The sequence below is a fragment of the Vreelandella sulfidaeris Esulfide1 genome (genome assembly GCF_054072535.1).
This window is the reverse complement of record NZ_CM133364.1, coordinates 3,475,654-3,496,118: the sequence shown is the minus strand read 5'-3', so window position 1 is coordinate 3,496,118 and position 20,465 is coordinate 3,475,654. Positions and strand designations below refer to the sequence as shown.

Here is a 20,465-nt window from a genome sequence, read left to right as displayed (position 1 = left end):
GTGTTTGTTTCGGGGCTTTCAAGGTTTCTTCGCCTAATAGCGTAGACGAAACCTTGCAATAGCTTGTACTTGGCACCATTTCAGGCAGAATCTTCGCCAAATCATTTAGACAGCTATCAACAAAGCTATCCGTCAGATCTTTACAAGGTGGTGTCATGGAAACTCGTCATGAGCGTTTGATTATTCTTGGTTCCGGCCCGGCAGGCTATACGGCTGCCGTGTACGCCGCGCGGGCAAACCTGAAACCGCTATTGATCACCGGTATTCAGGCAGGTGGCCAACTGACCACCACCACCGACGTGGATAACTGGCCGGGCGATGCTCAAGGCGTGCAAGGCCCTGAATTGATGGAACGTATGAAACAGCACGCCGAACGCTTTAATACGGAAGTGCTGTTTGACCATATCCATGAGGTTAGCTTAGGTGAAAAACCGTTTACGTTGAAAGGTGATAGCGGTATTTACACGTGTGACGCGCTGATTGTGGCTACCGGTGCCAGCGCGCGTTATCTGGGGTTGCCCACCGAGCAGCAGTTTATGGGCCAAGGGGTGTCGGCTTGCGCGACATGTGATGGTTTTTTCTATCGTAACCAGGAAGTCATTGTGGTGGGTGGCGGGAATACCGCTGTGGAAGAAGCACTTTATCTTTCTAACATCGCTTCGAAAGTGACCCTGGTGCACCGCCGCGATACGCTGCGAGCGGAGAAGATCTTGCAGGATAAATTGTTCGAGAAAGTCGAGGCAGGCAAGATCGTTCTTGAGTGGTTCCAGGAAGTCGAGGAAGTGCTTGGCGATAACTCCGGGGTGACGGGTATAAAAGTTAAATCTACCAAGGATGGCGCCAGTAAAGAGATCCATGCGCCTGGGCTGTTTATTGCCATTGGCCATAGCCCCAACACCGGCATTTTCGCTGGTCAGTTAGACATGAACGGCGGCTATATCAAAGTGAACTCAGGATTGGAAGGTAATGCTACTGCGACTAGTGTGCCCGGCGTATTTGCCTGTGGCGATGTGATGGATCATATCTATCGTCAAGCGATCACGTCAGCGGGCAGTGGCTGCATGGCTGCGCTGGATGCCGAGCGTTATTTGGACGGTATTGCCGTGTAACGTTGCATTCTGGGACGAAGCGTCTAGCAATCGATAGGCGCTTCGTCAATTCTCAGACGTCCCAACTGGCTGAGCACCAGCTTTTTACCCATCGAGCTTTCGACACTGTTGCCTGAACAAATGGCAAAACTGCCATTATAACCGCTGGTATAGCCCATTGCGTTGTAACGTATCCGTGACCAGCCGCGGCTGTAAGCGACCTCAGTGTTCTCTTGAGCCGGGATAACACGCAAAATGTCGTCGGCTTGAACGCTATCTGTTTTATCTCCCTTTATGATCATAAGCTCACCACTCCATTCGCTATCGCAAGCCGTTCGACCTTCAGAAGCAGGGCAAATCGTAATCTGGCTGCGTTGACTAATCGCCGTATTTCTCGCTAATGAAAACGCACTTTGGAAGCGGTTGACTTCACTGGTCTGCGCAATACGCTCGCCTAATGCCTGAAAATTGGGCAACCCCCAGGCGGCGATGATGCCAACCAGTAATAGCGAGATCAGTAGCTCAAGCAGCGTAAACCCGTTTCTAGATAGGGTACGTGTGCCGTTATGAGCATCGTTCATCACCTCTCCTGGCTTGATTTTGTTTATGTCCGCGCTATGCTCACTGCCCGTTATTAACGACCATGATCACCTGGCGGCTAAATCAGCCTAGGCGATAGCCACTATTTTTTATGTAAGCCAAAACGGACAATCTTGTGAGCGATTTCTTAATTATTGGCGGTGGCGTGATCGGCATGATGACGGCGCTGCAGTTGGCTGATGCCGGGCAACAAGTAACGCTGGTCGAGCGAGGTAGGTGTGGGCAGGAAGCCTCCTGGGCTGGCGGCGGCATTGTTTCGCCGCTGTATCCCTGGCGTTACAGTGCTGCAGTGTCTCAACTGTCACGCTGGTCGGAAGGCGCTTACCCCTCGTTGGCACTGCGGTTATTGGAAGAGACGGGGATTGATCCAGAGTATCGCCAAAAAGGGTTGCTCTACCTGAATGTGGACGACGCCGAAAAAGCACTGCATTGGTCGCGTCAGTTGGGTAAACCGCTAGAGCGGGTGGGAGAAGATTTCGTCTACAACAAAGAGCCCAATGTGGTGATGGCTGGCGACAGCGCTCTGTGGATGCCGACGCTGGGCAGTGTGCGCAACCCGCGTTTGGCCAAAGCGTTAAAGGCTCGGCTAACAGCGATGCCTCAGGTAACGCTGAGAGAGCAGTGCGAGGTCAGTGGTTTTATCCATAAAAATGGCCCAGTGAAGGGCGTGATGACGTCTCATGGGCCATTAGAGGCTGAGCGCATTATTGTTTGCGGCGGTGCCTGGGCTGCTCAGTTACTGGTTCAACTTGATATACAGTTGCCGGTAAGGCCGGTAAAAGGGCAAATGATCACCTACCAAGCGCCCAAGGACTTGGTGCAGCGCGTCGTGTTAAAAGATGGGCGTTATATCATCCCGCGTGCAGATGGTTTGCTGCTGGTCGGCTCGACGCTTGAAGAGGCTGGATTTGATAAGACCACCGACGCGGCTGCACTGGCATCGCTAAAGCAGAGCGCAGAAGCCATACTGCCCGCCTTGGCGCTGTGCCCGGTTGCGCATCAGTGGGCTGGTTTGCGTCCTGGTTCACCAGAAGGGATACCGTTTATTGGCGCGCTACCGGAATGGCCCAATGTATTCGTCAATGCCGGGCACTATCGCAACGGCTTGGTATTGGCGCCTGCCTCAACCCATTTATTGGTAGACCAACTGCTTGGGCGTGAGCCGGTGATTGATCCAGCGCCTTACCAGCCCACGCCAGAGCGACTTATAAACACTTAAGGGGATTCATTTTTATCCTGCTGTTCTTGTAAAAAGCGGTCGCGATGCGCGCCGCAACAGAACCACTGTTCCTGCTCGCGTAATGCTTCATCTTCAGGCACGTGTACTTCACACCAGCGACAGCGCACCATTTTGCCCCCTTCATGGCGATTGACCTGTTTATGCTGCGCTTCATGCTCGAGCTTACGTTGCCGGTAGATGCCGTAAAGCTTTAAACCGGCATAAAATATAACGGCGAAGATAATCAGCCGAATGATCAATAGGTTCATCCTTATTTTGTCTCCCGGATTAGGGATTTAAGAGGTGAATAGTCGCATGGCCTTTGCCAGTTGGCAGCCCTTGCGGGACAATGTGTATACGACGGTTTAACTCAATTTTAAAGATTCTCAAGAGATTTTAACGCCCATGCAAGACTTAACGCTGGTAATGGCCCAACTCGATCCTCTGGTCGGGGATATTCCCGGCAATGCCGCACGTGCGATTGAAGCAGTACGTGAGGCGCGGATCGAGCATGGGGCAGATATTGTTGTCTTTCCTGAGCTTTTTTTGTCGGGCTACCCGCCGGAAGATTTACTACTGCGCCCCTCTATGGAGACCCGACTGCGTGAAGCTCGCGCCCAAATGGCATCGAAAATTTCCCGTGATGTGTTGGTGATTATCGGCTACCCCGGCGTACGTGAAGGGCGTTGTTATAACTTGGCTGGCCTGCTTTATAACGGCCAGTGGGAAGGTGAGTATGCCAAGCAGGCGTTGCCTAACTACCAAGTGTTCGATGAGCAGCGTTACTTCACGTCTGGCACTGAGCCGCTTGTTTATGAGCATAAAGGCGCCAAGTTAGGCATTTTGATTTGCGAAGACCTATGGGATGGCGCACCGGTTAGGGCCGCCACTGATGCGGGTGCTGAAGTACTGATTAGCTTGAATGCCTCGCCTTATCATCAAGATAAACCCGCTGAGCGGTTGGGTTTATTGGAGCAGCACGCTCAAGACGTCAACCGACCCATTGTGTATGTAAACACCATTGGTGGTCAGGACGAGCTGGTGTTTGATGGCGGCTCCTGCTGTGTTAACGCCAGTGGGCAAGTGCAGGTGTTGGCGCCGTATTGGCAAGCAGGCTTGATGCCAATACAGTTTCTGCAAACGAGTGCGACGGTGTGGGAGCCCCAGCCAGGTGAGATCGATCCCGAAGTAGAGCCGGAAGAGAGCCTCTATTGTGCGCTAGTTACCGGGCTACGTGACTATGTTAATAAGAGTGGTTTCGACGGTGTGGTATTGGGGCTTTCCGGCGGTATTGATTCGTCGCTCTCGTTGGCCATTGCGGTTGATGCGCTCGGCCCTCAGCGAGTGCAGGCGGTGATGATGCCGTACCACTACACGGCGGATATTTCCAAGCAGGACGCTGCAGAGCAAGCCGAGATGTTGGGCGTTCACTACGAGGTTATGCCAATAGAGCCCATGGTAGAGGCGTTTATGGGGACACTCGCAGAAAGCTTTGCGGGAACCGAGCGAGATACCACTGAAGAGAATCTTCAGTCGCGCTGTCGCGGTGTGCTGTTAATGGCGATTTCCAATAAAAAAGGCTTGATGGTACTGACGACCGGTAATAAGAGCGAAATGGCGGTGGGCTACGCCACGCTGTATGGCGATATGGTGGGTGGTTATAACGCGATTAAAGATGTCTATAAAACCTGGGTGTATCGCCTGGCTCGCTGGCGTAATACGCAATCACCGGCCATTCCAGAGCGCGTTATCGAGCGGCCACCCAGTGCCGAACTGGCGCCTGATCAGCAAGATAGCGACTCCTTGCCCGATTACGATGTGCTCGATGCGATTTTGGTCAGCTACATTGAAGGCGACATGAGCGCTGAGGCGATCATTGCTGCCGGCTTTGACGAGGAAGACGTTTATAAAGTGGTTAAGCTGGTTGACCGTTGCGAATATAAGCGTCGTCAGGCACCCATTGGTGTGCGAGTTACTCCGCGTGGATTTGGCCGGGACCGCCGCTATCCGATTGTGAATGGCTGGCAGCCTGGTGATTAAGCCGTACGCTACCTCGTATTAGGCGATGGATAGGGGGCGGGGCTAAGCTGCGCTGTACCATTTCGGTAGCAGATACCGGTTTGCAAAAATAATAGCCTTGAAAAGCATGGCACTGTTGTTCTTTTAGATAGTGCCAGTGTTCTTGGTTTTCAACCCCTTCGGCGATAACCTGCAATCCGAGCGAACGCCCCATGGCAATAATGGTTTTTACGATGGCCTTATCATCCATGTCTTTATGCAGGTTGCGCACAAAAGATTGGTCGATCTTGATTTGATCCAAAGGGAGCCGTTTGAGGTATTGCAGCGACGAGTAGCCAGTGCCGAAATCGTCTAAGGAAAAGCTAATTCCCAGTGCCTTGAGCTGGAGCATGCGAGCAATGATGTCATCTATTTTGCCAATCATTGTGCTTTCGGTTAGCTCCAGCTTTAGCCGGTGTGCTGGGGCACTACTTTTGGTTAGCACGTCGCAAACGTTGTCCACGAAATCGGGCTGTTGAAACTGTTTGGCGCTGACGTTGACTGCTAATGTTAGATGCTGCGTGTTTTCGTCGTTTGCCCAGATGACTAGCTGCTCACAGGCTGCTTCGAGTACCCAGTTTCCAATCGGCACGATTAAGCCCGTTTCCTCGGCTAAGGGGATAAAGGACCCCGGCGATACAAACCCGCGATGCGGGTGTTCCCAGCGGATCAATGCCTCAGCGCCAATAGCTCGCCCCAGACTGTCCACTTGTGATTGGTAGACCAATATGAACTCTTGTCGATCGATGGCTAGGCGAAGATCCTGTTCTAGTTCGGTTCTGGCTTCAAGTTCGGCCTGAACTGCCGGTTCGTAAAACCGTAACCCGTTGGGACTCGTTTGTTTGGCAAGATGAACGGCCGCGTTGGAATACTGAAAGAGGATATCAGTGCTTTCTTGAAGGCCATTAAACAATGCAATGCCCGTGCTCACACTGAGGAAATGCTTTTTATCTTCCACCCAATAACACGGGCTTAGCGCTCGCTGTAGCTGTTCGGCAAACGCCTCGGCTTTCTCGGCCGCTTTTAGCTGTTCGCTGGCTAAGCCATCGATGATCACCATAAACTCATCGCCGCCTAAACGGCCAAGGGTAGCGCCTTCTACCCTCAGGCCGGTAAGTCGCTCGGCAATTTGCTGGAGTAGGTTATCGCCCACTCGGTGGCCACAGCTGTCGTTGATGCGGTTGAAGTCGTCAACGTCCAGGTAGACCAGCGCACCGTAGGTGCCGGTCTGCTGGCTAACATCAAGCGAATGTTGAAGATACTCTCTCATATATTGCCAGTTGGGCAACTGGGTCAGTGTGTCGAAATTCGCCAAACGATGCACTTTGCACTCGGCTTCACGGCGTTGCTTTTCTACATCTCGAAGCGTCATTAGTGCGCGGGCAATACGTGTCAAAGAATCTCTGCGCTGTCGACTCATCTGTTCGATCGCTTGAAAGTCAGGCAGTTTTTGCTGGCTATTGGAGAGCGATAAAATAGCGTCTCCAATGATCATTAAGCGCTTATTGCTACGCCAGACGAAAAAGAACGCAGCTCCGATCAGCCCACCCATCACACCAATTCCCAGCCACACTGTTGCAACCTGAGCGATAGTGTCTAATTTTTCGAGCGACTGTTTCCCCCGCATTTCCATGGCAATTGTCATGAGTAACAGTGCAGGAAGCGCTACCATTAATATTGGTAGCAAGAACATCTTCAATAGGCTTTGGGTGGGCTTCATCGTCATCTCAGGGGGAGGGCTATTATGAACGGCCCCTAAGGGTTAGGAGCCGTATCCCTCTCAACAGTTAATCTAAGTAGCATTTTTAATTTAAAAACTTTCCCACTCAGGCGCTGCTGCCTGCTGGCGTTTTACAGCAGGTAGCGCGCGCGCGTTAGCAGAGTCGCTGCGCGCAGGTGCCAATGCAGCATGTGGCGGCTGCGCGTTTTGGAGTGTGCTCGGCAGCTTAAAGACGGCCATGGCATGTAGAAGAGCTTGAGCGTTTTGACGCAGGTTATTAGCTGCGGTGGCGCTCTCGTGCACCAGGGTGGCGTTTTGTTGGGTGACCTGATCCATCTCGGTGACGGCTTGGCCGACCTCTTGCACACCGGCGCTCTGCTCTGCGCTAGCGTGGCTGATCTCTTTCATAATGCTATTTACGCGCTCAATGGCAGCGACGATCTCTTCCGTTGATTTGCTGGCTTCCTCAGCACGCGCGTTACCATGATTGACTCGTTCCAGGTTGCTAGAAATTAGTGCATTAATTTCCCTGGCGGCGTCGGCGCTGCGCTGTGCTAACCGGCGAACTTCTTCGGCAACCACGGCAAAACCACGGCCATGCTCGCCGGCCCGGGCAGCCTCTACCGAAGCGTTAAGGGCAAGAATGTTAGTTTGAAAGGCGATCGAGTCGATAGTTGAAATAATGCCAGCGATTTCCTTGGAACTGGTGTTCAGTTCATTCATCGTGCCAACCACCTGGCGCACGGCTTCGCCACCGCGGGTAGCAACACTGGAAGCACTTGAGGCTTCTTCGCTGGCTTGTACTGAATTGTCGGCATTCAGCTTCACGGTGCTATTAAGCTGTTCCATAGCAGAAGCCGTTTCTGCGAGAGCGCTTGCCTGCTGTTCTGTGCGTGAGGAAAGGTCATTATTGCCTTCAGCAATTTGCTCGCTGTTACTGGCAACGGCTTCTGCAGAAGCACGAACCTGCGTCACGATGGTTTGTAGCTGATGGGCCATCGCAACTTGAGACGCCATTATACTGCGGGTATCGCCTTTCTTTAGGTGTCCAAGGCTGGTTAGCTCGCCGCGGCCAATGGCTTCCGCAAGCGCTTTAACTTCATGGGGTTCGGCACCTAATTCGCGCAGCAATTGACGGGATAAGAACACCGCTATCAAACCGCCCACCAGCAGTGCAAATAATGTGAGTCCCAACATTTGCATTTGAAAGCCTGAGGCGGTGTCGCGGGCTGTCGCCGTGGTCGCATCGTTTAGTGCTTGCTGAAGATTGATAAACTGATTAATGCGGTTAAGCCACTCGGTGTAAGCGGGACCAGCCTGCTCCAATAGTAGCGTTTGTGCGTTGGCATACTCATCTGCCTGGCGGGCTGCGATGACTTGCACGGTCAACCCCTGTGTGAGTGTGGCTTGTTCATTGATACTGCCAATAATGCTCTGCTCTTCAGCAGTACCGGCATACTCGTTGGTCACCTGCTGCATACCCGTTGTAGCGGTACGGTATGCATCACTCAGCCGTTCCATTTCATCCTCAAGTGAACTGAGGTTGCCATTACCTGCGGTGATGACAATATCGCGAAGCACGATAGCGCGATCATGTACGCTGCCTCGCCAGTCCACCGCGAAGCGCTGTTTAGTGCCATTAACGTCATTGATTGTCGTTAGGTCTCGGTCAATTTGATTGACCTGGTAAACCCCCACCGCTGTTAGCAGGATCAGCAGCCCCAATAGGGTGGAAAAACCTAGCGTTAAGCGTGTGCTTATTTTGGTCTTGGAAGAACGGGCGTTAAGAAGTGACATTGATTGCTCCCTCAGGTGCCGTTTAGGCGCTTTTTTATGTAAGGAAAGCTAATTATATACAGTTGTACAATAATTGTATAGATAATATCGATTATTTGTACAGGTCGTGCTTTTTTTTAGCGAGTCGCTGAAAGTTAATGTTTTTCTAGGTGCTCTCACAAAAAAACCACGCCGAGGCGTGGTTTAGTAAGCGAAAGTTGTACAGCGTTTAATTAGTGAGGCCTTTCAAAGCCTTAATCATTTTGATCTAAATGCTTAGGTATAAAACGGCTGCCCTGCAACTGCTCATGGTCTGGCGCGTTTTCTTGCAGTACCGCTAAGACTTCACTGGCGCGATCATCCATCTCCAGTCCTCGGTAACCTTCTACCATAGTGGCCAGTGCATCACGGGTAGCGCTGGATTCTGGATAGTTTTCGATGACCCAGCGGCCACGCTCAACAGCCGCCAAATAAGCCCCCCGACGAAGATAGTAATCAGCGACGTGTAATTCATGGCGGGCCAACAGCTCACGCAGATAAACAATACGCTGTTGTGAATCCGCCGCGTATTCACTTTGCGGGTAGCGTTGAATCAACTCGCGGAAGTCATTATAGGCATCGCGAGAGGCACCTAAGTCACGCTTTGAGATATCAATCAGGCGCAGGCGCTCTAGGCTAAAACGACCCGCTTGCCAAGCAGAAAGGCCGCGGAGATAGTAGGCGTAGTCTACTTGCGGGTGGTCGGGGTGAAGACGAATAAAGCGGCTAGCTGCTGCCCGGGCTTCTTCCCATTCGCTGTTTTCGTAGTAGGCATAGATCAGCTCAAGTTGTGCTTGTTCTGCATGTGCGCCAAAGGGATAGCGGGTATCTAGCGCTTCTAAGCGCTCTATCGCAATCGGGTAACGGTTGCTGTCTAGGGCCGTGCGGGCCAATTCATAGAGCTCACGCTCCTGCACACCAGCAAATTCATCATCTTCTTCTTCGCTGGTATCGTTACTCGCACAGCCCGCTAAAAGGGCAAGGCTTAGGGCTAGAGCACCAAAGCGGTTGGCAGCTGAAAAAACGCGCATCATCATCCTCGTTGCAAACAAGCCTCAATCACCAAAAAGCGGCGATGGCCATAAGTAGAAATGGTAGAATAGGTCGCAGTCCGCCCACTATAAAACACCTCGGCATAAAACGCAGGCTTAGCGACGTTTCGTCGGTTGTCGTCAACGGGTATTTTTCCAGGCCGGGGTTAATTTTTTCGCTTTGCTGGGGCTTTTTGCGTCTTAAAGAGGTTTTTCATGTCTCGAATAGTTGAAGACACGCAGCGCGTGCCCGCTACGTTAGCCGGTGCACGGTTGGACCAAGCGGCGGCGGAGTTGTTCAGCGATTACTCGCGCGAACGCTTAAAAGCGTGGATTAACGCGGGTGAGTTGACGGTGGATGGCGCACAAGCCAAGCCGAAAGCAAAGCTGCATGGCCATGAAGTGCTGGCGCTGCAGGCCACTATTGAAGACGACACGCGTTTTGAAGCGCAGGACATTGCGCTGGATGTCGTTTATGAAGACGACACGGTCATGGTGATCAATAAAGCGGCAGGCATGGTGGTGCATCCAGCCGCTGGCAACCCGGATGGCACGCTGTTAAATGCGCTACTCCATCACCACCCGGCGTTGGCGGAAGTGCCCCGAGCAGGTATTGTCCATCGTTTGGATAAAGACACGACTGGCTTGATGATGGTGGCAAAAACGCTACCTGCGCAAACAGCCCTGGTTGATCAGTTGCAGGCGCGCAGCGTGTCGCGCCAATACGACGCGGTGGTCATTGGTAAGCCGGTATCGGGTAGTACTATTGATGCGCCGATTGGCCGTCATCCTAAAGACCGTAAGCGCCAAGCGGTAACGACATCGGGCAAACCGGCGGTTACCCATTTTCGTGTGGTTGAGCGGTTTCGTGCCCATACCCATGTGCGCTGTAAGCTCGAAACCGGACGTACTCACCAAATTAGGGTGCACATGGCCCATGCCCGTTATCCGCTGATTGGTGACCCTATGTATGGCGGGCGTGCCAAGTTGCCGCCAGGCGCGGCGGAGCCGTTGAAGGAGATTTTGCGGGAGTTTCCTCGCCAGGCCCTCCATGCGCGGAAATTGATTTTCAAACATCCAGTAAGTGGCGAAACATTAACCTTTCGGGCAGACCTTCCCGATGATTTGCTAATGTTGTTGGATTACCTGCGCGAAGATAATGAGACGATGCGATGAGCGATGCCATAAATTTACGGCCGACGCTTTTAGTGCCTGACTGGCCTGCGCCGGCCAATGTTCGTGCCTTTGTGACCACCCGCGAATCGGGACCTAGCCAGGGTGAGTTCGCTGCTTTTAATACGGCTGCTCATGTCGGTGATAACCCGGATCATGTCGCGCTATGTCGGCGTTTGTTGCAAAAAGAGATTGGGGATGAGCGGCCACTGTTGTGGCTGAACCAAACGCATGGCGCCCGCGTTCAGCAGATTTACCAACCCGATGTTGCAGACGCGGATGCCGCGCTTGCGACCTCCAACGAGTACGCTTGCGTGGTGCTGACGGCAGACTGCCTGCCGGTGATGTTCTGCAATCGAGCGGGTACCCAGGTGGCGGTTGCTCATGCAGGGTGGCGCGGCTTGGCAGGTGGTGTATTGGAAGCGACGATTGCCGCCATGAATACGGATCCTGACGACATTTTGGTGTGGTTAGGGCCCGCTATTTCAAATGCCCAGTTTGAGGTTGGCCCGGAAGTCTATGGCGCTTTTGTGGCGGTGCATCCTGATATCGCTGATGCTTTTGACCATAGCCCCTATCGATTGGGCCACTATATGGCCGACCTTTACCGGCTGGCGCGGTTTCGGTTAGAGGCGTTGGGCGTTAATCACATAAGCGGTGGCCACTTCTGTACCGCCTGTGAATCGCGCTTTTATTCCTTCCGTCGCGATGGTGGCAAAACGGGACGCATGGCAAGCGTGATCTGGATCAATTAACGCCGATAAATGATTCCATAAGCTAGCGGTTTACAGTAATACCTCTTGAAAAGCGTGGAACTGACGCCATTTAACTTGTCAAGCTAATAGTGATTTAGCATGTCTAATGACACGTTATCGGGTCACGCGGTGCGTCCAAACGCACGGCTACCCCAGGAGGAACTTCATGCGTTTTGATAAATTTACCGCCAAGCTTCAAAGCGCGATTGCCGAGGCGCAGTCGCTCGCCGTTGGCCGCGGCCATAATCAGTTAGATCCAGCACATTTGCTGCTAGCCCTGCTCGACACCAAAGACACCGGTATTAAAGCCCTGATCGAAAAAGCCGAGGGTAATCCCTCGCGCCTGCGCGATGGGCTGGTTCAGCAGTTAGATAACTTGCCCAAGGTGGGGCAATTCGACGGCGAAGTACAGCCTTCGCGGGACTTCATCAAGCTTTTCAATTTAACCGATCGCGAAGCGCAGAAACGTGGCGACCAGTTTATCGCCAGTGAGCTAGTGCTGTTGGCGGCGCTGGAAATGAATTCAGCGATTACCAAGTTGCTTAAAGAAGCGGGCATTAACCGTAAAGCCCTCGAAGCGGCTATTAATAGCCTGCGCGGCGGCGCTACGGTCGATGATCCTAACGCTGAAGATCAGCGCGAAGCGCTCAATAAATACACCCTCGACCTTACTCAGCGGGCACTGGATGGCAAGCTCGATCCCGTCATTGGTCGTGACGATGAGATTCGCCGTACCATTCAAGTGCTGCAACGGCGCACCAAAAATAATCCTGTCTTAATCGGCGAGCCGGGCGTGGGTAAAACCGCCATCGTCGAAGGGTTGGCTCAGCGTATTGTTAACGGCGAAGTGCCCGAAGGTTTAAAAGACAAGCGTGTGCTCTCGCTGGATATGGGCTCGCTGTTGGCAGGTGCCAAATTCCGCGGCGAGTTTGAAGAGCGCTTAAAAGCGGTGCTTAAAGAGCTCTCCCAGGAAGAGGGGCGGGTGATCCTGTTTATCGACGAGCTGCACACCATGGTCGGCGCCGGCAAAGCCGAAGGCGCGATGGATGCAGGCAACATGCTCAAGCCCGCGCTGGCCCGCGGCGAGCTGCATTGTGTAGGCGCAACGACGCTAGATGAGTACCGCAAGTACATCGAGAAAGACGCGGCCCTGGAGCGTCGCTTCCAGAAAGTGTTGGTAGATGAGCCTTCCGAAGAGGACACCATCGCGATTCTGCGAGGCCTCAAAGAGCGCTACGAAGTGCACCATGGCGTGGATATCACCGACTCGGCAATTATTGCCGCGGCCAAGCTTTCGACGCGCTATATCACCGATCGTCAACTGCCCGATAAGGCCATTGACCTGATTGATGAGGCTGCGTCGCGTATCCGTATGGAGTTGGACTCCAAGCCTGAAGAGATGGATCGCCTGGATCGACGCCTGATTCAACTCAAAATGGAACGTGAAGCGCTCAAGAAGGAGACCGATGAGGCGACCAAAAAGCGCCTGGAAGCACTCAATAACCAGATTCATGAATTAGAGCGCGAATACGCCGATCTTGATGAAATCTGGAAAGCCGAGAAAGCCAGTATTCAAGGGGCTGCCCAGTTTAAAGCAGAGCTTGAACAGGCGCGTATTGACCTGGAACAGGCGCGTCGTCAGGGCGATTTGGGGCGTATGTCGGAAATTCAGTACGGCAAGATCCCAGCATTGGAGAAGCGAATTGCCGAAAGCGGTGAAGGCGAAACGGACACCTCCAGTCACCAGTTGCTGCGCTCTAACGTCACTGAGGAAGAGATCGCTGAAGTGGTCTCGCGCTGGACGGGCATTCCGGTCTCCAAAATGCTGGAAGGCGAACGTGATAAGCTTCTGCGCATGGAGGAGGCGCTACATGAGCGGGTGATCGGTCAGGATGAAGCCGTCGAGGCGGTAGCCAACGCGGTACGCCGCTCCCGGGCGGGGCTTTCCGACCCCAACCGTCCCAATGGCTCCTTCCTGTTCCTCGGTCCCACCGGGGTGGGTAAGACCGAACTGTGCAAGTCGCTGGCTAACTTCCTGTTCGATACTGAAGAGGCGATGGTACGTATCGATATGTCGGAGTTTATGGAGAAGCACTCCGTGGCTCGCTTGATCGGTGCGCCTCCTGGCTATGTCGGCTACGAAGAGGGCGGCTATTTAACCGAAGCCGTGCGGCGCAAGCCATATTCCGTGCTGCTACTTGATGAGGTGGAAAAAGCCCACCCGGATGTCTTCAATATTCTGCTCCAGGTGTTGGAAGATGGCCGCTTAACCGACGGTCAGGGCCGTACGGTGGACTTCCGCAATACCGTCATCGTGATGACCTCTAATATGGGCTCGGATATTATCCAGCGTATGGGCGGCGACGTTAGTGCTGATAAAGATAGTGACTATGAGTCGATGAAAAACATGGTCATGGAGGTGGTGGGTAACCACTTCCGGCCTGAACTCATTAACCGTATCGATGAAGTTGTGGTGTTCCACGCCCTCGGCCAGGAGCAGATTCAGGCGATTGCCGGTATTCAATTGGAGCGCTTGAAGGTGCGCCTTGCTGAGCACGACTTGAAACTTGAGGTCAGCCCTGAGGCAATGGCGCAACTGGCGGTAGTCGGCTTCGACCCCGTGTATGGAGCGCGGCCACTCAAGCGGGCAATTCAAAGCCGTATTGAGAACCCGCTGGCGCAAGATCTGTTGGGAGGCAAATTTGCACCCGGCGACACCATTCATATCAATGCGGAAGAGGGCAAGCTGGTATTTACCTCATAAGCGCTTACTTGCTTTATTAATCTGCCCAATTAGCCCCGCTGGCGAGCGCCAGCGGGGCTTTTTTGTGCGCGCTTTTACTACCTTTGGTGGGCTAGCCCCGATAGGAGGTTGACAGGCTGCCAGCGCTAATGGAATCTTGTCGGTTCCTGATTTGCGGGCGCGGATTCCACGGGCAACCCCTAATCCCCGCGCGAAGGGTAGGCGAAGGCCTCTACCCGCCGAAGGACTTCCGGGCTGGGCTAACCGCTCAACCTGGCCAACGCCCCGACACGGCGATCCGCCGTGATGAGAGTGCAGGCCCTAACCGGGCCATATGCCAGGGTTTGGCATCAGGTGCCGGCATGGGCCGGCAGCGGCATACCGCCGCACTCGACACCACAGGATGTCCTGTGGATCGCACTCGAGACCTCCAGGGGAGAAATACAGTGGAACTGCTTTCCGGCGCAGATATGATCGCCCGCTTCTTGCAAGATGAGGGCATCGAATACATTTATGGTTACCCCGGCGGTGCAGCGCTGCATATTTACGATGCACTCTTCCGCCAGGACAAGGTGAAGCACATTTTGGTGCGTCACGAGCAGGCGGCTACCCACGCTGCCGATGGTTATGCCCGAGCCTCGGGTAAAGCGGGCTGTGTGCTAGTGACCTCAGGCCCGGGTGCTACGAATGCCGTCACCGGCATTGCCACCGCCTACATGGACTCAATTCCCATGGTGGTGCTGTGTGGTCAGGTGGCGAGCCATTTGATCGGTGAAGACGCCTTCCAGGAAACCGATATCATTGGTGTGACACGCCCGATCGTGAAGCACAGCTTCTCAATTCGTCACCCCTCTGAAATCCCTGAAGTGCTGAAAAAAGCCTTCTATTTGGCGTCGACCGGCCGCCCCGGCCCGGTGGTCGTCGATATCCCTAAAGATATGACCGCCCCCACCGAGCGCTATGAATACGTTTACCCGAAAAAGGTCAAACTGCGTTCGTACAACCCGGTTACGCGCGGCCATACGGGGCAGATCAAAAAGGCTGTGGAAATGATGCTCAAAGCCAAGCGCCCGGTGTTTTATACCGGTGGCGGCGTGGTGACGGGCAAAGCCAGCGAAGGCTTGACCGATCTGGTCAAGCAGTTGGGTTACCCGATTACTACCACCTTAATGGGCATTGGCGCGTATCCTCAAAGTGACCGGCAGTGTTTGGGCTGGCTGGGCATGCACGGTTCTTATGAATCGAATATGGCCATGCACCATGCCGACCTGATTATTGCCATTGGGGCGCGTTTTGATGATCGCGTGACCAACAACACGTCAAAGTTCTGCCCCACAGCCAAAATCATTCATGTGGATGTCGATCCAAGTTCGATTTCTAAAACGGTGCGTGCGGATGTGCCGATCGTCGGACCGGCTTCCAGTGTTATCAATGAGATGATCAGCTTGGTGCAGGGCCATACGATTGCCCATCCTGAAGCATTGGCAGAGTGGTGGGAGAAAATTGACGGCTGGCGCGCCGATCGTGAAGGCAAGCTTTACGAGTCTTCCAAGCCGGGTGAATTGCTTAAGCCTCAAGAAGTGGTCGAAGCGCTTTGCCGTGTGACTCGGGGCGAAGCCTACGTGACAACCGATGTTGGTCAGCACCAGATGTTCGCGGCGCAGTACTACAAATTTGATAAACCTAACCGACTGATTACCTCGGGTGGTTTGGGCACAATGGGCTTTGGCTTTCCCGCCGCGATGGGGATTAAGCAGAACTTCCCGGATGATGACGTTGTATGTGTCACCGGTGAAGGCAGTTTCCAGATGATGATGCAGGAACTCTCCACCTGTAAGCAGTACGGGGTAGGCGTTAAGATCGTCAACCTTAACAATGCATCGCTGGGCATGGTGCGTCAGTGGCAGGATTTGAACTATAAATCACGTCACGCTCACTCTTACATGGAGTCGCTACCTGACTTTCATATGTTGATTGAGGCGTACGGGTTTACGGCGATTACTGTTAATACGCTTGACGAGCTTGAGCCAGCGCTAGAGCGTGCGTTTGCTGACAAGCATGAGCTGGTATTTCTTGACGTGAAGGTCGACCCCTTTGAGCACGTCTATCCGATGCAGGTGCCGTTAGGTGCCATGCGTGACATGCTGCTGTCTAAAACGGAGCGTACCTGATGCGTCATATCATCTCGATTCTGTTAGAAAATGAACCGGGTGCGCTGTCACGTGTAGTCGGGTTGTTCTCCCAGCGTAACTTTAATATTGAAACGCTTAATGTGGCGCCCACGGAAGACCCGTCACTGTCGCGCTTAACGGTGACTACCGTGGGCGATGACCGAGTGATTGAGCAGATTACCAAGCATCTCAATAAGCTGATCGATGTGGTTAAGCTGGTGGATCTCACCGAAGGTAACCATATCGAGCGTGAACTGATGTTGGTCAAGGTGAAAGCGCTTGGCGCGGCGCGCGATGAAGTGAAGCGCACGGTGGATATCTTCCGTGCGCAGATCGTCGATGTCACGCCAAGCCTTTATACCGTGCAGATCACCGGCGACGCGGGCAAGCTGGATGCCTTTCTTCAGGCTATGGCGCCGGTGGGTATTCTTGAAGTTGCCCGTACGGGTGTTTCGGGGATTGCCCGGGGTGATAAGGTTTTGTCGCTCTAAGCCCGAAAGTACGTCGCTTCAAAAGCAATCACTTAAACGTAAGCATAAGCGCCGCTCCTTCACCGGAGCGGCGCTTTTTATTAGTTATTAGTTTGTTAACGCTCGCTGACCTCGGTGCCCAGGGCATCAATACAGCAATTGGCTGGCTGAGTGGCACTCACCGTGTAGAATGAGAGCGATCACTGTTCACGTGACTTCACTTTTAATGGATGAAACCTATGACACAGGACGCTCGCGATCAAGAGCACTCAAACTCTGAGCAACCAAATTCAGGCCAGCTTGATAAGGCTGGTAAGGCTGAGCAGCCAGACAATGCTGACCAGTCAGAAGTCGTTGGCAACGAGGATTTAGCGACTGCCTTCTTGCGTGAAACCGAAGTGGTTGAGGAGACCGTTGAGGACGGTAAAAAGATTCGTCGTCGGGGTATCTATTTACTTCCCAACTTATTCACTACGTCGGCGCTTTTTGCCGGCTTCTTTGCGGTTGTCGCTGGCATTAATGGTGAGTTTACCTCAGCTGCCGTCGCGATCTTTATTGCCATGGTGCTGGATGGCTTGGATGGCCGTGTCGCACGAATGACCAATACGCAAAGTGAGTTTGGGGCTGAGTATGATAGCTTGGCGGATATGATTTCCTTTGGTATGGCGCCCGCGTTAGTCGCCTTTACCTGGATTCTTCAAGACATTGGTAAGACAGGCTGGGTGGTCGCCTTCCTTTACGTTGCCTGCGCAGCGCTTCGTCTTGCGCGCTTTAATGTCCAGATTGGCAGTGTTGATAAGAAATGGTTTATCGGCTTGCCGAGCCCCTCTGCCGCAGCGCTGGTAGCCGCGAGTGTATGGACTTTTCATAGCTTTGATGCGGATGCCTTTGGCTTCAAGCTATTGATGTTGGTAGTGGTGGCAGCAGCAGGCGTATTAATGGTGAGCAATATCCGCTACTACAGCTTCAAGGATCTCGACTTTAAAAAGCCAGTACCCTTTGTGGTGCTGTTGGCCATTGTTCTGGCTTTCGTAATGATCTCTGTTGAGCCTTCCGTGATGCTGCTACTACTGTTTGGTACCTACGTGGCTTCAGGCCCTTTTTTGGCTGTTATGCGCAAAGCAAAAACCAAGAGCTAATGCCGGTTAAAACTTTTTCATGTTTTTTTATAACGCCCCCTTGCCAACCCGGCAGCGAATCCGTAAAGTACGCATCCGCTGCCGGGGACGCCAAGCGTTGCCAGCGGTGAATGAAGGTGAAAACCTTCGGCTTGTCAACGAGTTAGCGGTTTTAAAAATCGTATATTGACAAGCGTCAGGAAATGCGTAGAATACGCCTTCCTCGCTGAGGCAAGCCAGTTCAACGGCGGCCACGTTGCTTTAAGCAGCGTCTATAGCGAAACAGCTCTTTAACAATTTGATCAGGTAATTCATGTGGGCGCTTGCTGATGTTAGTGACAAATCACTAAATATCAAGGCAGGCGAACACAACGATACTCTTAGGAGTATCACAGTGAATTCGTTTGAACCTTGAGCCAAGTTTGATCCGCTTTTGTCACTTTCGAGTGACAAGTAAGGATCACAATGATTTTAAACTGAAGAGTTTGATCATGGCTCAGATTGAACGCTGGCGGCAGGCCTAACACATGCAAGTCGAGCGGTAACAGGTCCTTCGGGATGCTGACGAGCGGCGGACGGGTGAGTAATGCATAGGAATCTGCCCGGTAGTGGGGGATAACCTGGGGAAACCCAGGCTAATACCGCATACGTCCTACGGGAGAAAGGGGGCTCCGGCTCCCGCTATTGGATGAGCCTATGTCGGATTAGCTAGTTGGTGAGGTAATGGCTCACCAAGGCAACGATCCGTAGCTGGTCTGAGAGGATGATCAGCCACATCGGGACTGAGACACGGCCCGAACTCCTACGGGAGGCAGCAGTGGGGAATATTGGACAATGGGGGCAACCCTGATCCAGCCATGCCGCGTGTGTGAAGAAGGCCCTCGGGTTGTAAAGCACTTTCAGCGAGGAAGAACGCCTGGCGGTTAATACCCGCCAGGAAAGACATCACTCGCAGAAGAAGCACCGGCTAACTCCGTGCCAGCAGCCGCGGTAATACGGAGGGTGCAAGCGTTAATCGGAATTACTGGGCGTAAAGCGCGCGTAGGTGGCTTGATAAGCCGGTTGTGAAAGCCCCGGGCTCAACCTGGGAACGGCATCCGGAACTGTCAGGCTAGAGTGCAGGAGAGGAAGGTAGAATTCCCGGTGTAGCGGTGAAATGCGTAGAGATCGGGAGGAATACCAGTGGCGAAGGCGGCCTTCTGGACTGACACTGACACTGAGGTGCGAAAGCGTGGGTAGCAAACAGGATTAGATACCCTGGTAGTCCACGCCGTAAACGATGTCGACCAGCCGTTGGGTGCCTAGCGCACTTTGTGGCGAAGTTAACGCGATAAGTCGACCGCCTGGGGAGTACGGCCGCAAGGTTAAAACTCAAATGAATTGACGGGGGCCCGCACAAGCGGTGGAGCATGTGGTTTAATTCGATGCAACGCGAAGAACCTTACCTACCCTTGACATCCTGCGAACCCGGAAGAGATTCCGGGGTGCCTTCGGGAACGCAGAGACAGGTGCTGCATGGCTGTCGTCAGCTCGTGTTGTGAAATGTTGGGTTAAGTCCCGTAACGAGCGCAACCCTTGTCCTTATTTGCCAGCGAGTAATGTCGGGAACTCTAAGGAGACTGCCGGTGACAAACCGGAGGAAGGTGGGGACGACGTCAAGTCATCATGGCCCTTACGGGTAGGGCTACACACGTGCTACAATGGCCGGTACAAAGGGCTGCGAGCTCGCGAGAGTCAGCGAATCCCTTAAAGCCGGTCTCAGTCCGGATCGGAGTCTGCAACTCGACTCCGTGAAGTCGGAATCGCTAGTAATCGTGAATCAGAATGTCACGGTGAATACGTTCCCGGGCCTTGTACACACCGCCCGTCACACCATGGGAGTGGACTGCACCAGAAGTGGTTAGCCTAACGCAAGAGGGCGATCACCACGGTGTGGTTCATGACTGGGGTGAAGTCGTAACAAGGTAGCCGTAGGGGAACCTGCGGCTGGATCACCTCCTTAAACGATGCGTCACAGTTAATAAGCGTCCACAATGAATTACCTGATCAGATCATAGAGCAAACGGTAGTTTTTCGGCTGTGTTTGAGTGATTAGTTCAAACTGGCAGCGGAATACCCGGGTCTGTAGCTCAGTTGGTTAGAGCGCACCCCTGATAAGGGTGAGGTCGGCAGTTCAAGTCTGCCCAGACCCACCAAATTCCTGTAATACTGCGTTAAAATGCTCCTCGTATAGCAGGCTATACGTCGTCGCATTTTGCCTTGTCTTACAGAAATTTGTGGAAGACGGCATGATACAATGGGGCCATAGCTCAGCTGGGAGAGCGCCTGCCTTGCACGCAGGAGGTCAGCGGTTCGATCCCGCTTGGCTCCACCATTAAGTCCTTATCTTACATGCCGTTTGTTGATGTTTCGTGACCATTGATAAGTCGTACGCTAAGCGTCGCCTTATCACTGTTCATTGAACAGCTGCTCTTTAACAATGTATATCATGCTGACAAGAACAC

At 53.2% G+C, this 20,465-nt stretch carries 14 protein-coding genes, 2 tRNA genes and 1 rRNA gene; 12 read left to right on the top strand and 5 right to left on the bottom strand.

What is annotated here, in order from left to right; all coding sequences use genetic code 11:
• Nucleotides 1-155 precede the first annotated feature (155 nt).
• On the top strand, nt 156-1,109 hold the full coding sequence (gene trxB, locus ACW44H_RS16305; protein WP_113269475.1) for a thioredoxin-disulfide reductase: 954 nt from the start codon (nt 156-158) through the stop codon (nt 1,107-1,109).
• Between the two features lie 23 nt (nt 1,110-1,132).
• On the opposite strand, the gene ACW44H_RS16300 is transcribed toward trxB, so the two are convergent.
• Nucleotides 1,133-1,669: a GspH/FimT family pseudopilin gene (locus tag ACW44H_RS16300; protein WP_457505588.1), complete on the bottom strand. Its 537-nt coding sequence runs from the start codon at nt 1,667-1,669 to the stop codon at nt 1,133-1,135.
• 134 nt (nt 1,670-1,803) lie between these two features.
• On the opposite strand from ACW44H_RS16300, the gene thiO reads away from it, so the two are divergent.
• Nucleotides 1,804-2,907, top strand: coding sequence for a glycine oxidase ThiO (gene thiO / locus ACW44H_RS16295; protein ID WP_457505587.1), 1,104 nt, complete (start codon nt 1,804-1,806; stop codon nt 2,905-2,907).
• On the opposite strand, the gene ACW44H_RS16290 is transcribed toward thiO, so the two are convergent.
• Nucleotides 2,904-3,176, bottom strand: a complete 273-nt coding sequence (locus ACW44H_RS16290) for a PP0621 family protein (protein ID WP_113269478.1) — start codon at nt 3,174-3,176, stop codon at nt 2,904-2,906. The genes thiO and ACW44H_RS16290 overlap by 4 nt on opposite strands.
• A gap of 136 nt (nt 3,177-3,312) precedes the next feature.
• Between ACW44H_RS16290 and ACW44H_RS16285 the strand changes: the two genes are divergently transcribed.
• The gene (locus ACW44H_RS16285; RefSeq protein WP_457505586.1) at nt 3,313-4,947 is read left to right on the top strand and encodes an NAD+ synthase; all 1,635 of its coding nucleotides are present in this window, start codon (nt 3,313-3,315) and stop codon (nt 4,945-4,947) included.
• Here ACW44H_RS16285 and ACW44H_RS16280 read toward each other — a convergent pair.
• From ACW44H_RS16280 to ACW44H_RS16270, 3 genes are all read right to left on the bottom strand, one after another.
• Nucleotides 4,880-6,685 carry a putative bifunctional diguanylate cyclase/phosphodiesterase gene (locus ACW44H_RS16280; RefSeq protein WP_457505585.1) on the bottom strand — a complete coding sequence of 602 codons (1,806 nt, stop codon included), beginning with the start codon at nt 6,683-6,685 and terminating at the stop codon, nt 4,880-4,882. The two genes, ACW44H_RS16285 and ACW44H_RS16280, sit on opposite strands and share 68 nt — an antisense overlap.
• Before the next feature lie 90 nt (nt 6,686-6,775).
• Nucleotides 6,776-8,482 (bottom strand): methyl-accepting chemotaxis protein, encoded by a 1,707-nt coding sequence (locus ACW44H_RS16275; protein WP_457505584.1) that lies wholly within the window; start codon nt 8,480-8,482, stop codon nt 6,776-6,778.
• Between the two features lie 233 nt (nt 8,483-8,715).
• On the bottom strand, nt 8,716-9,531 hold the full coding sequence (locus tag ACW44H_RS16270; protein WP_113269482.1) for an outer membrane protein assembly factor BamD: 816 nt from the start codon (nt 9,529-9,531) through the stop codon (nt 8,716-8,718).
• 216 nt (nt 9,532-9,747) lie between these two features.
• Here ACW44H_RS16270 and rluD point away from each other — a divergent pair, with 216 nt between their 5' ends.
• The 9 genes from rluD to ACW44H_RS16225 all read left to right on the top strand — a co-directional run bounded on the left by rluD (nt 9,748) and on the right by ACW44H_RS16225 (nt 20,335).
• Nucleotides 9,748-10,707 (top strand): 23S rRNA pseudouridine(1911/1915/1917) synthase RluD, encoded by a 960-nt coding sequence (rluD, locus tag ACW44H_RS16265; RefSeq protein ID WP_113269483.1) that lies wholly within the window; start codon nt 9,748-9,750, stop codon nt 10,705-10,707.
• Nucleotides 10,704-11,459 (top strand): peptidoglycan editing factor PgeF, encoded by a 756-nt coding sequence (gene pgeF, locus ACW44H_RS16260; protein WP_457505583.1) that lies wholly within the window; start codon nt 10,704-10,706, stop codon nt 11,457-11,459. The genes rluD and pgeF overlap by 4 nt, the downstream gene beginning before the upstream one ends.
• Before the next feature lie 166 nt (nt 11,460-11,625).
• Nucleotides 11,626-14,223, top strand: a complete 2,598-nt coding sequence (clpB, locus tag ACW44H_RS16255) for an ATP-dependent chaperone ClpB (protein ID WP_457505582.1) — start codon at nt 11,626-11,628, stop codon at nt 14,221-14,223.
• 425 nt (nt 14,224-14,648) lie between these two features.
• Nucleotides 14,649-16,373, top strand: a complete 1,725-nt coding sequence (locus tag ACW44H_RS16250) for an acetolactate synthase 3 large subunit (protein WP_457509067.1) — start codon at nt 14,649-14,651, stop codon at nt 16,371-16,373.
• Nucleotides 16,373-16,864: an acetolactate synthase small subunit gene (gene ilvN / locus ACW44H_RS16245; RefSeq protein ID WP_007113940.1), complete on the top strand. Its 492-nt coding sequence runs from the start codon at nt 16,373-16,375 to the stop codon at nt 16,862-16,864. Before ACW44H_RS16250 ends, ilvN begins: the two co-directional genes overlap by 1 nt.
• A gap of 209 nt (nt 16,865-17,073) precedes the next feature.
• Entirely contained in the window at nt 17,074-17,982 is a 909-nt protein-coding gene (gene pssA / locus ACW44H_RS16240; protein WP_457505581.1) for a CDP-diacylglycerol--serine O-phosphatidyltransferase, read from the top strand.
• A gap of 452 nt (nt 17,983-18,434) precedes the next feature.
• Nucleotides 18,435-19,963, top strand: a 16S ribosomal RNA gene (locus ACW44H_RS16235).
• Nucleotides 19,964-20,079: 116 nt separating this feature from the next.
• Nucleotides 20,080-20,156 (top strand) — tRNA-Ile (locus tag ACW44H_RS16230).
• A 103-nt stretch (nt 20,157-20,259) separates the two neighbouring features.
• A tRNA-Ala gene (locus ACW44H_RS16225) sits at nt 20,260-20,335 on the top strand.
• Nucleotides 20,336-20,465 lie beyond the last annotated feature (130 nt).

What these genes read in the sequence shown, in the direction of transcription:
- trxB (WP_113269475.1), top strand. Translation starts at nt 156, where the DNA reads ATGGAAACTCGTCATGAGCGTTTGATTATTCTTGGTTCCGGCCCGGCA.
- ACW44H_RS16300 (WP_457505588.1), bottom strand. Translation starts at nt 1,669, where the DNA reads ATGAACGATGCTCATAACGGCACACGTACCCTATCTAGAAACGGGTTT.
- ACW44H_RS16290 (WP_113269478.1), bottom strand. Translation starts at nt 3,176, where the DNA reads ATGAACCTATTGATCATTCGGCTGATTATCTTCGCCGTTATATTTTAT.
- ACW44H_RS16285 (WP_457505586.1), top strand. Translation starts at nt 3,313, where the DNA reads ATGCAAGACTTAACGCTGGTAATGGCCCAACTCGATCCTCTGGTCGGG.
- ACW44H_RS16280 (WP_457505585.1), bottom strand. Translation starts at nt 6,685, where the DNA reads ATGAAGCCCACCCAAAGCCTATTGAAGATGTTCTTGCTACCAATATTA.
- ACW44H_RS16275 (WP_457505584.1), bottom strand. Translation starts at nt 8,482, where the DNA reads ATGTCACTTCTTAACGCCCGTTCTTCCAAGACCAAAATAAGCACACGC.
- ACW44H_RS16270 (WP_113269482.1), bottom strand. Translation starts at nt 9,531, where the DNA reads ATGCGCGTTTTTTCAGCTGCCAACCGCTTTGGTGCTCTAGCCCTAAGC.
- rluD (WP_113269483.1), top strand. Translation starts at nt 9,748, where the DNA reads ATGTCTCGAATAGTTGAAGACACGCAGCGCGTGCCCGCTACGTTAGCC.
- pgeF (WP_457505583.1), top strand. Translation starts at nt 10,704, where the DNA reads ATGAGCGATGCCATAAATTTACGGCCGACGCTTTTAGTGCCTGACTGG.
- clpB (WP_457505582.1), top strand. Translation starts at nt 11,626, where the DNA reads ATGCGTTTTGATAAATTTACCGCCAAGCTTCAAAGCGCGATTGCCGAG.
- ilvN (WP_007113940.1), top strand. Translation starts at nt 16,373, where the DNA reads ATGCGTCATATCATCTCGATTCTGTTAGAAAATGAACCGGGTGCGCTG.
- pssA (WP_457505581.1), top strand. Translation starts at nt 17,074, where the DNA reads ATGAAACCTATGACACAGGACGCTCGCGATCAAGAGCACTCAAACTCT.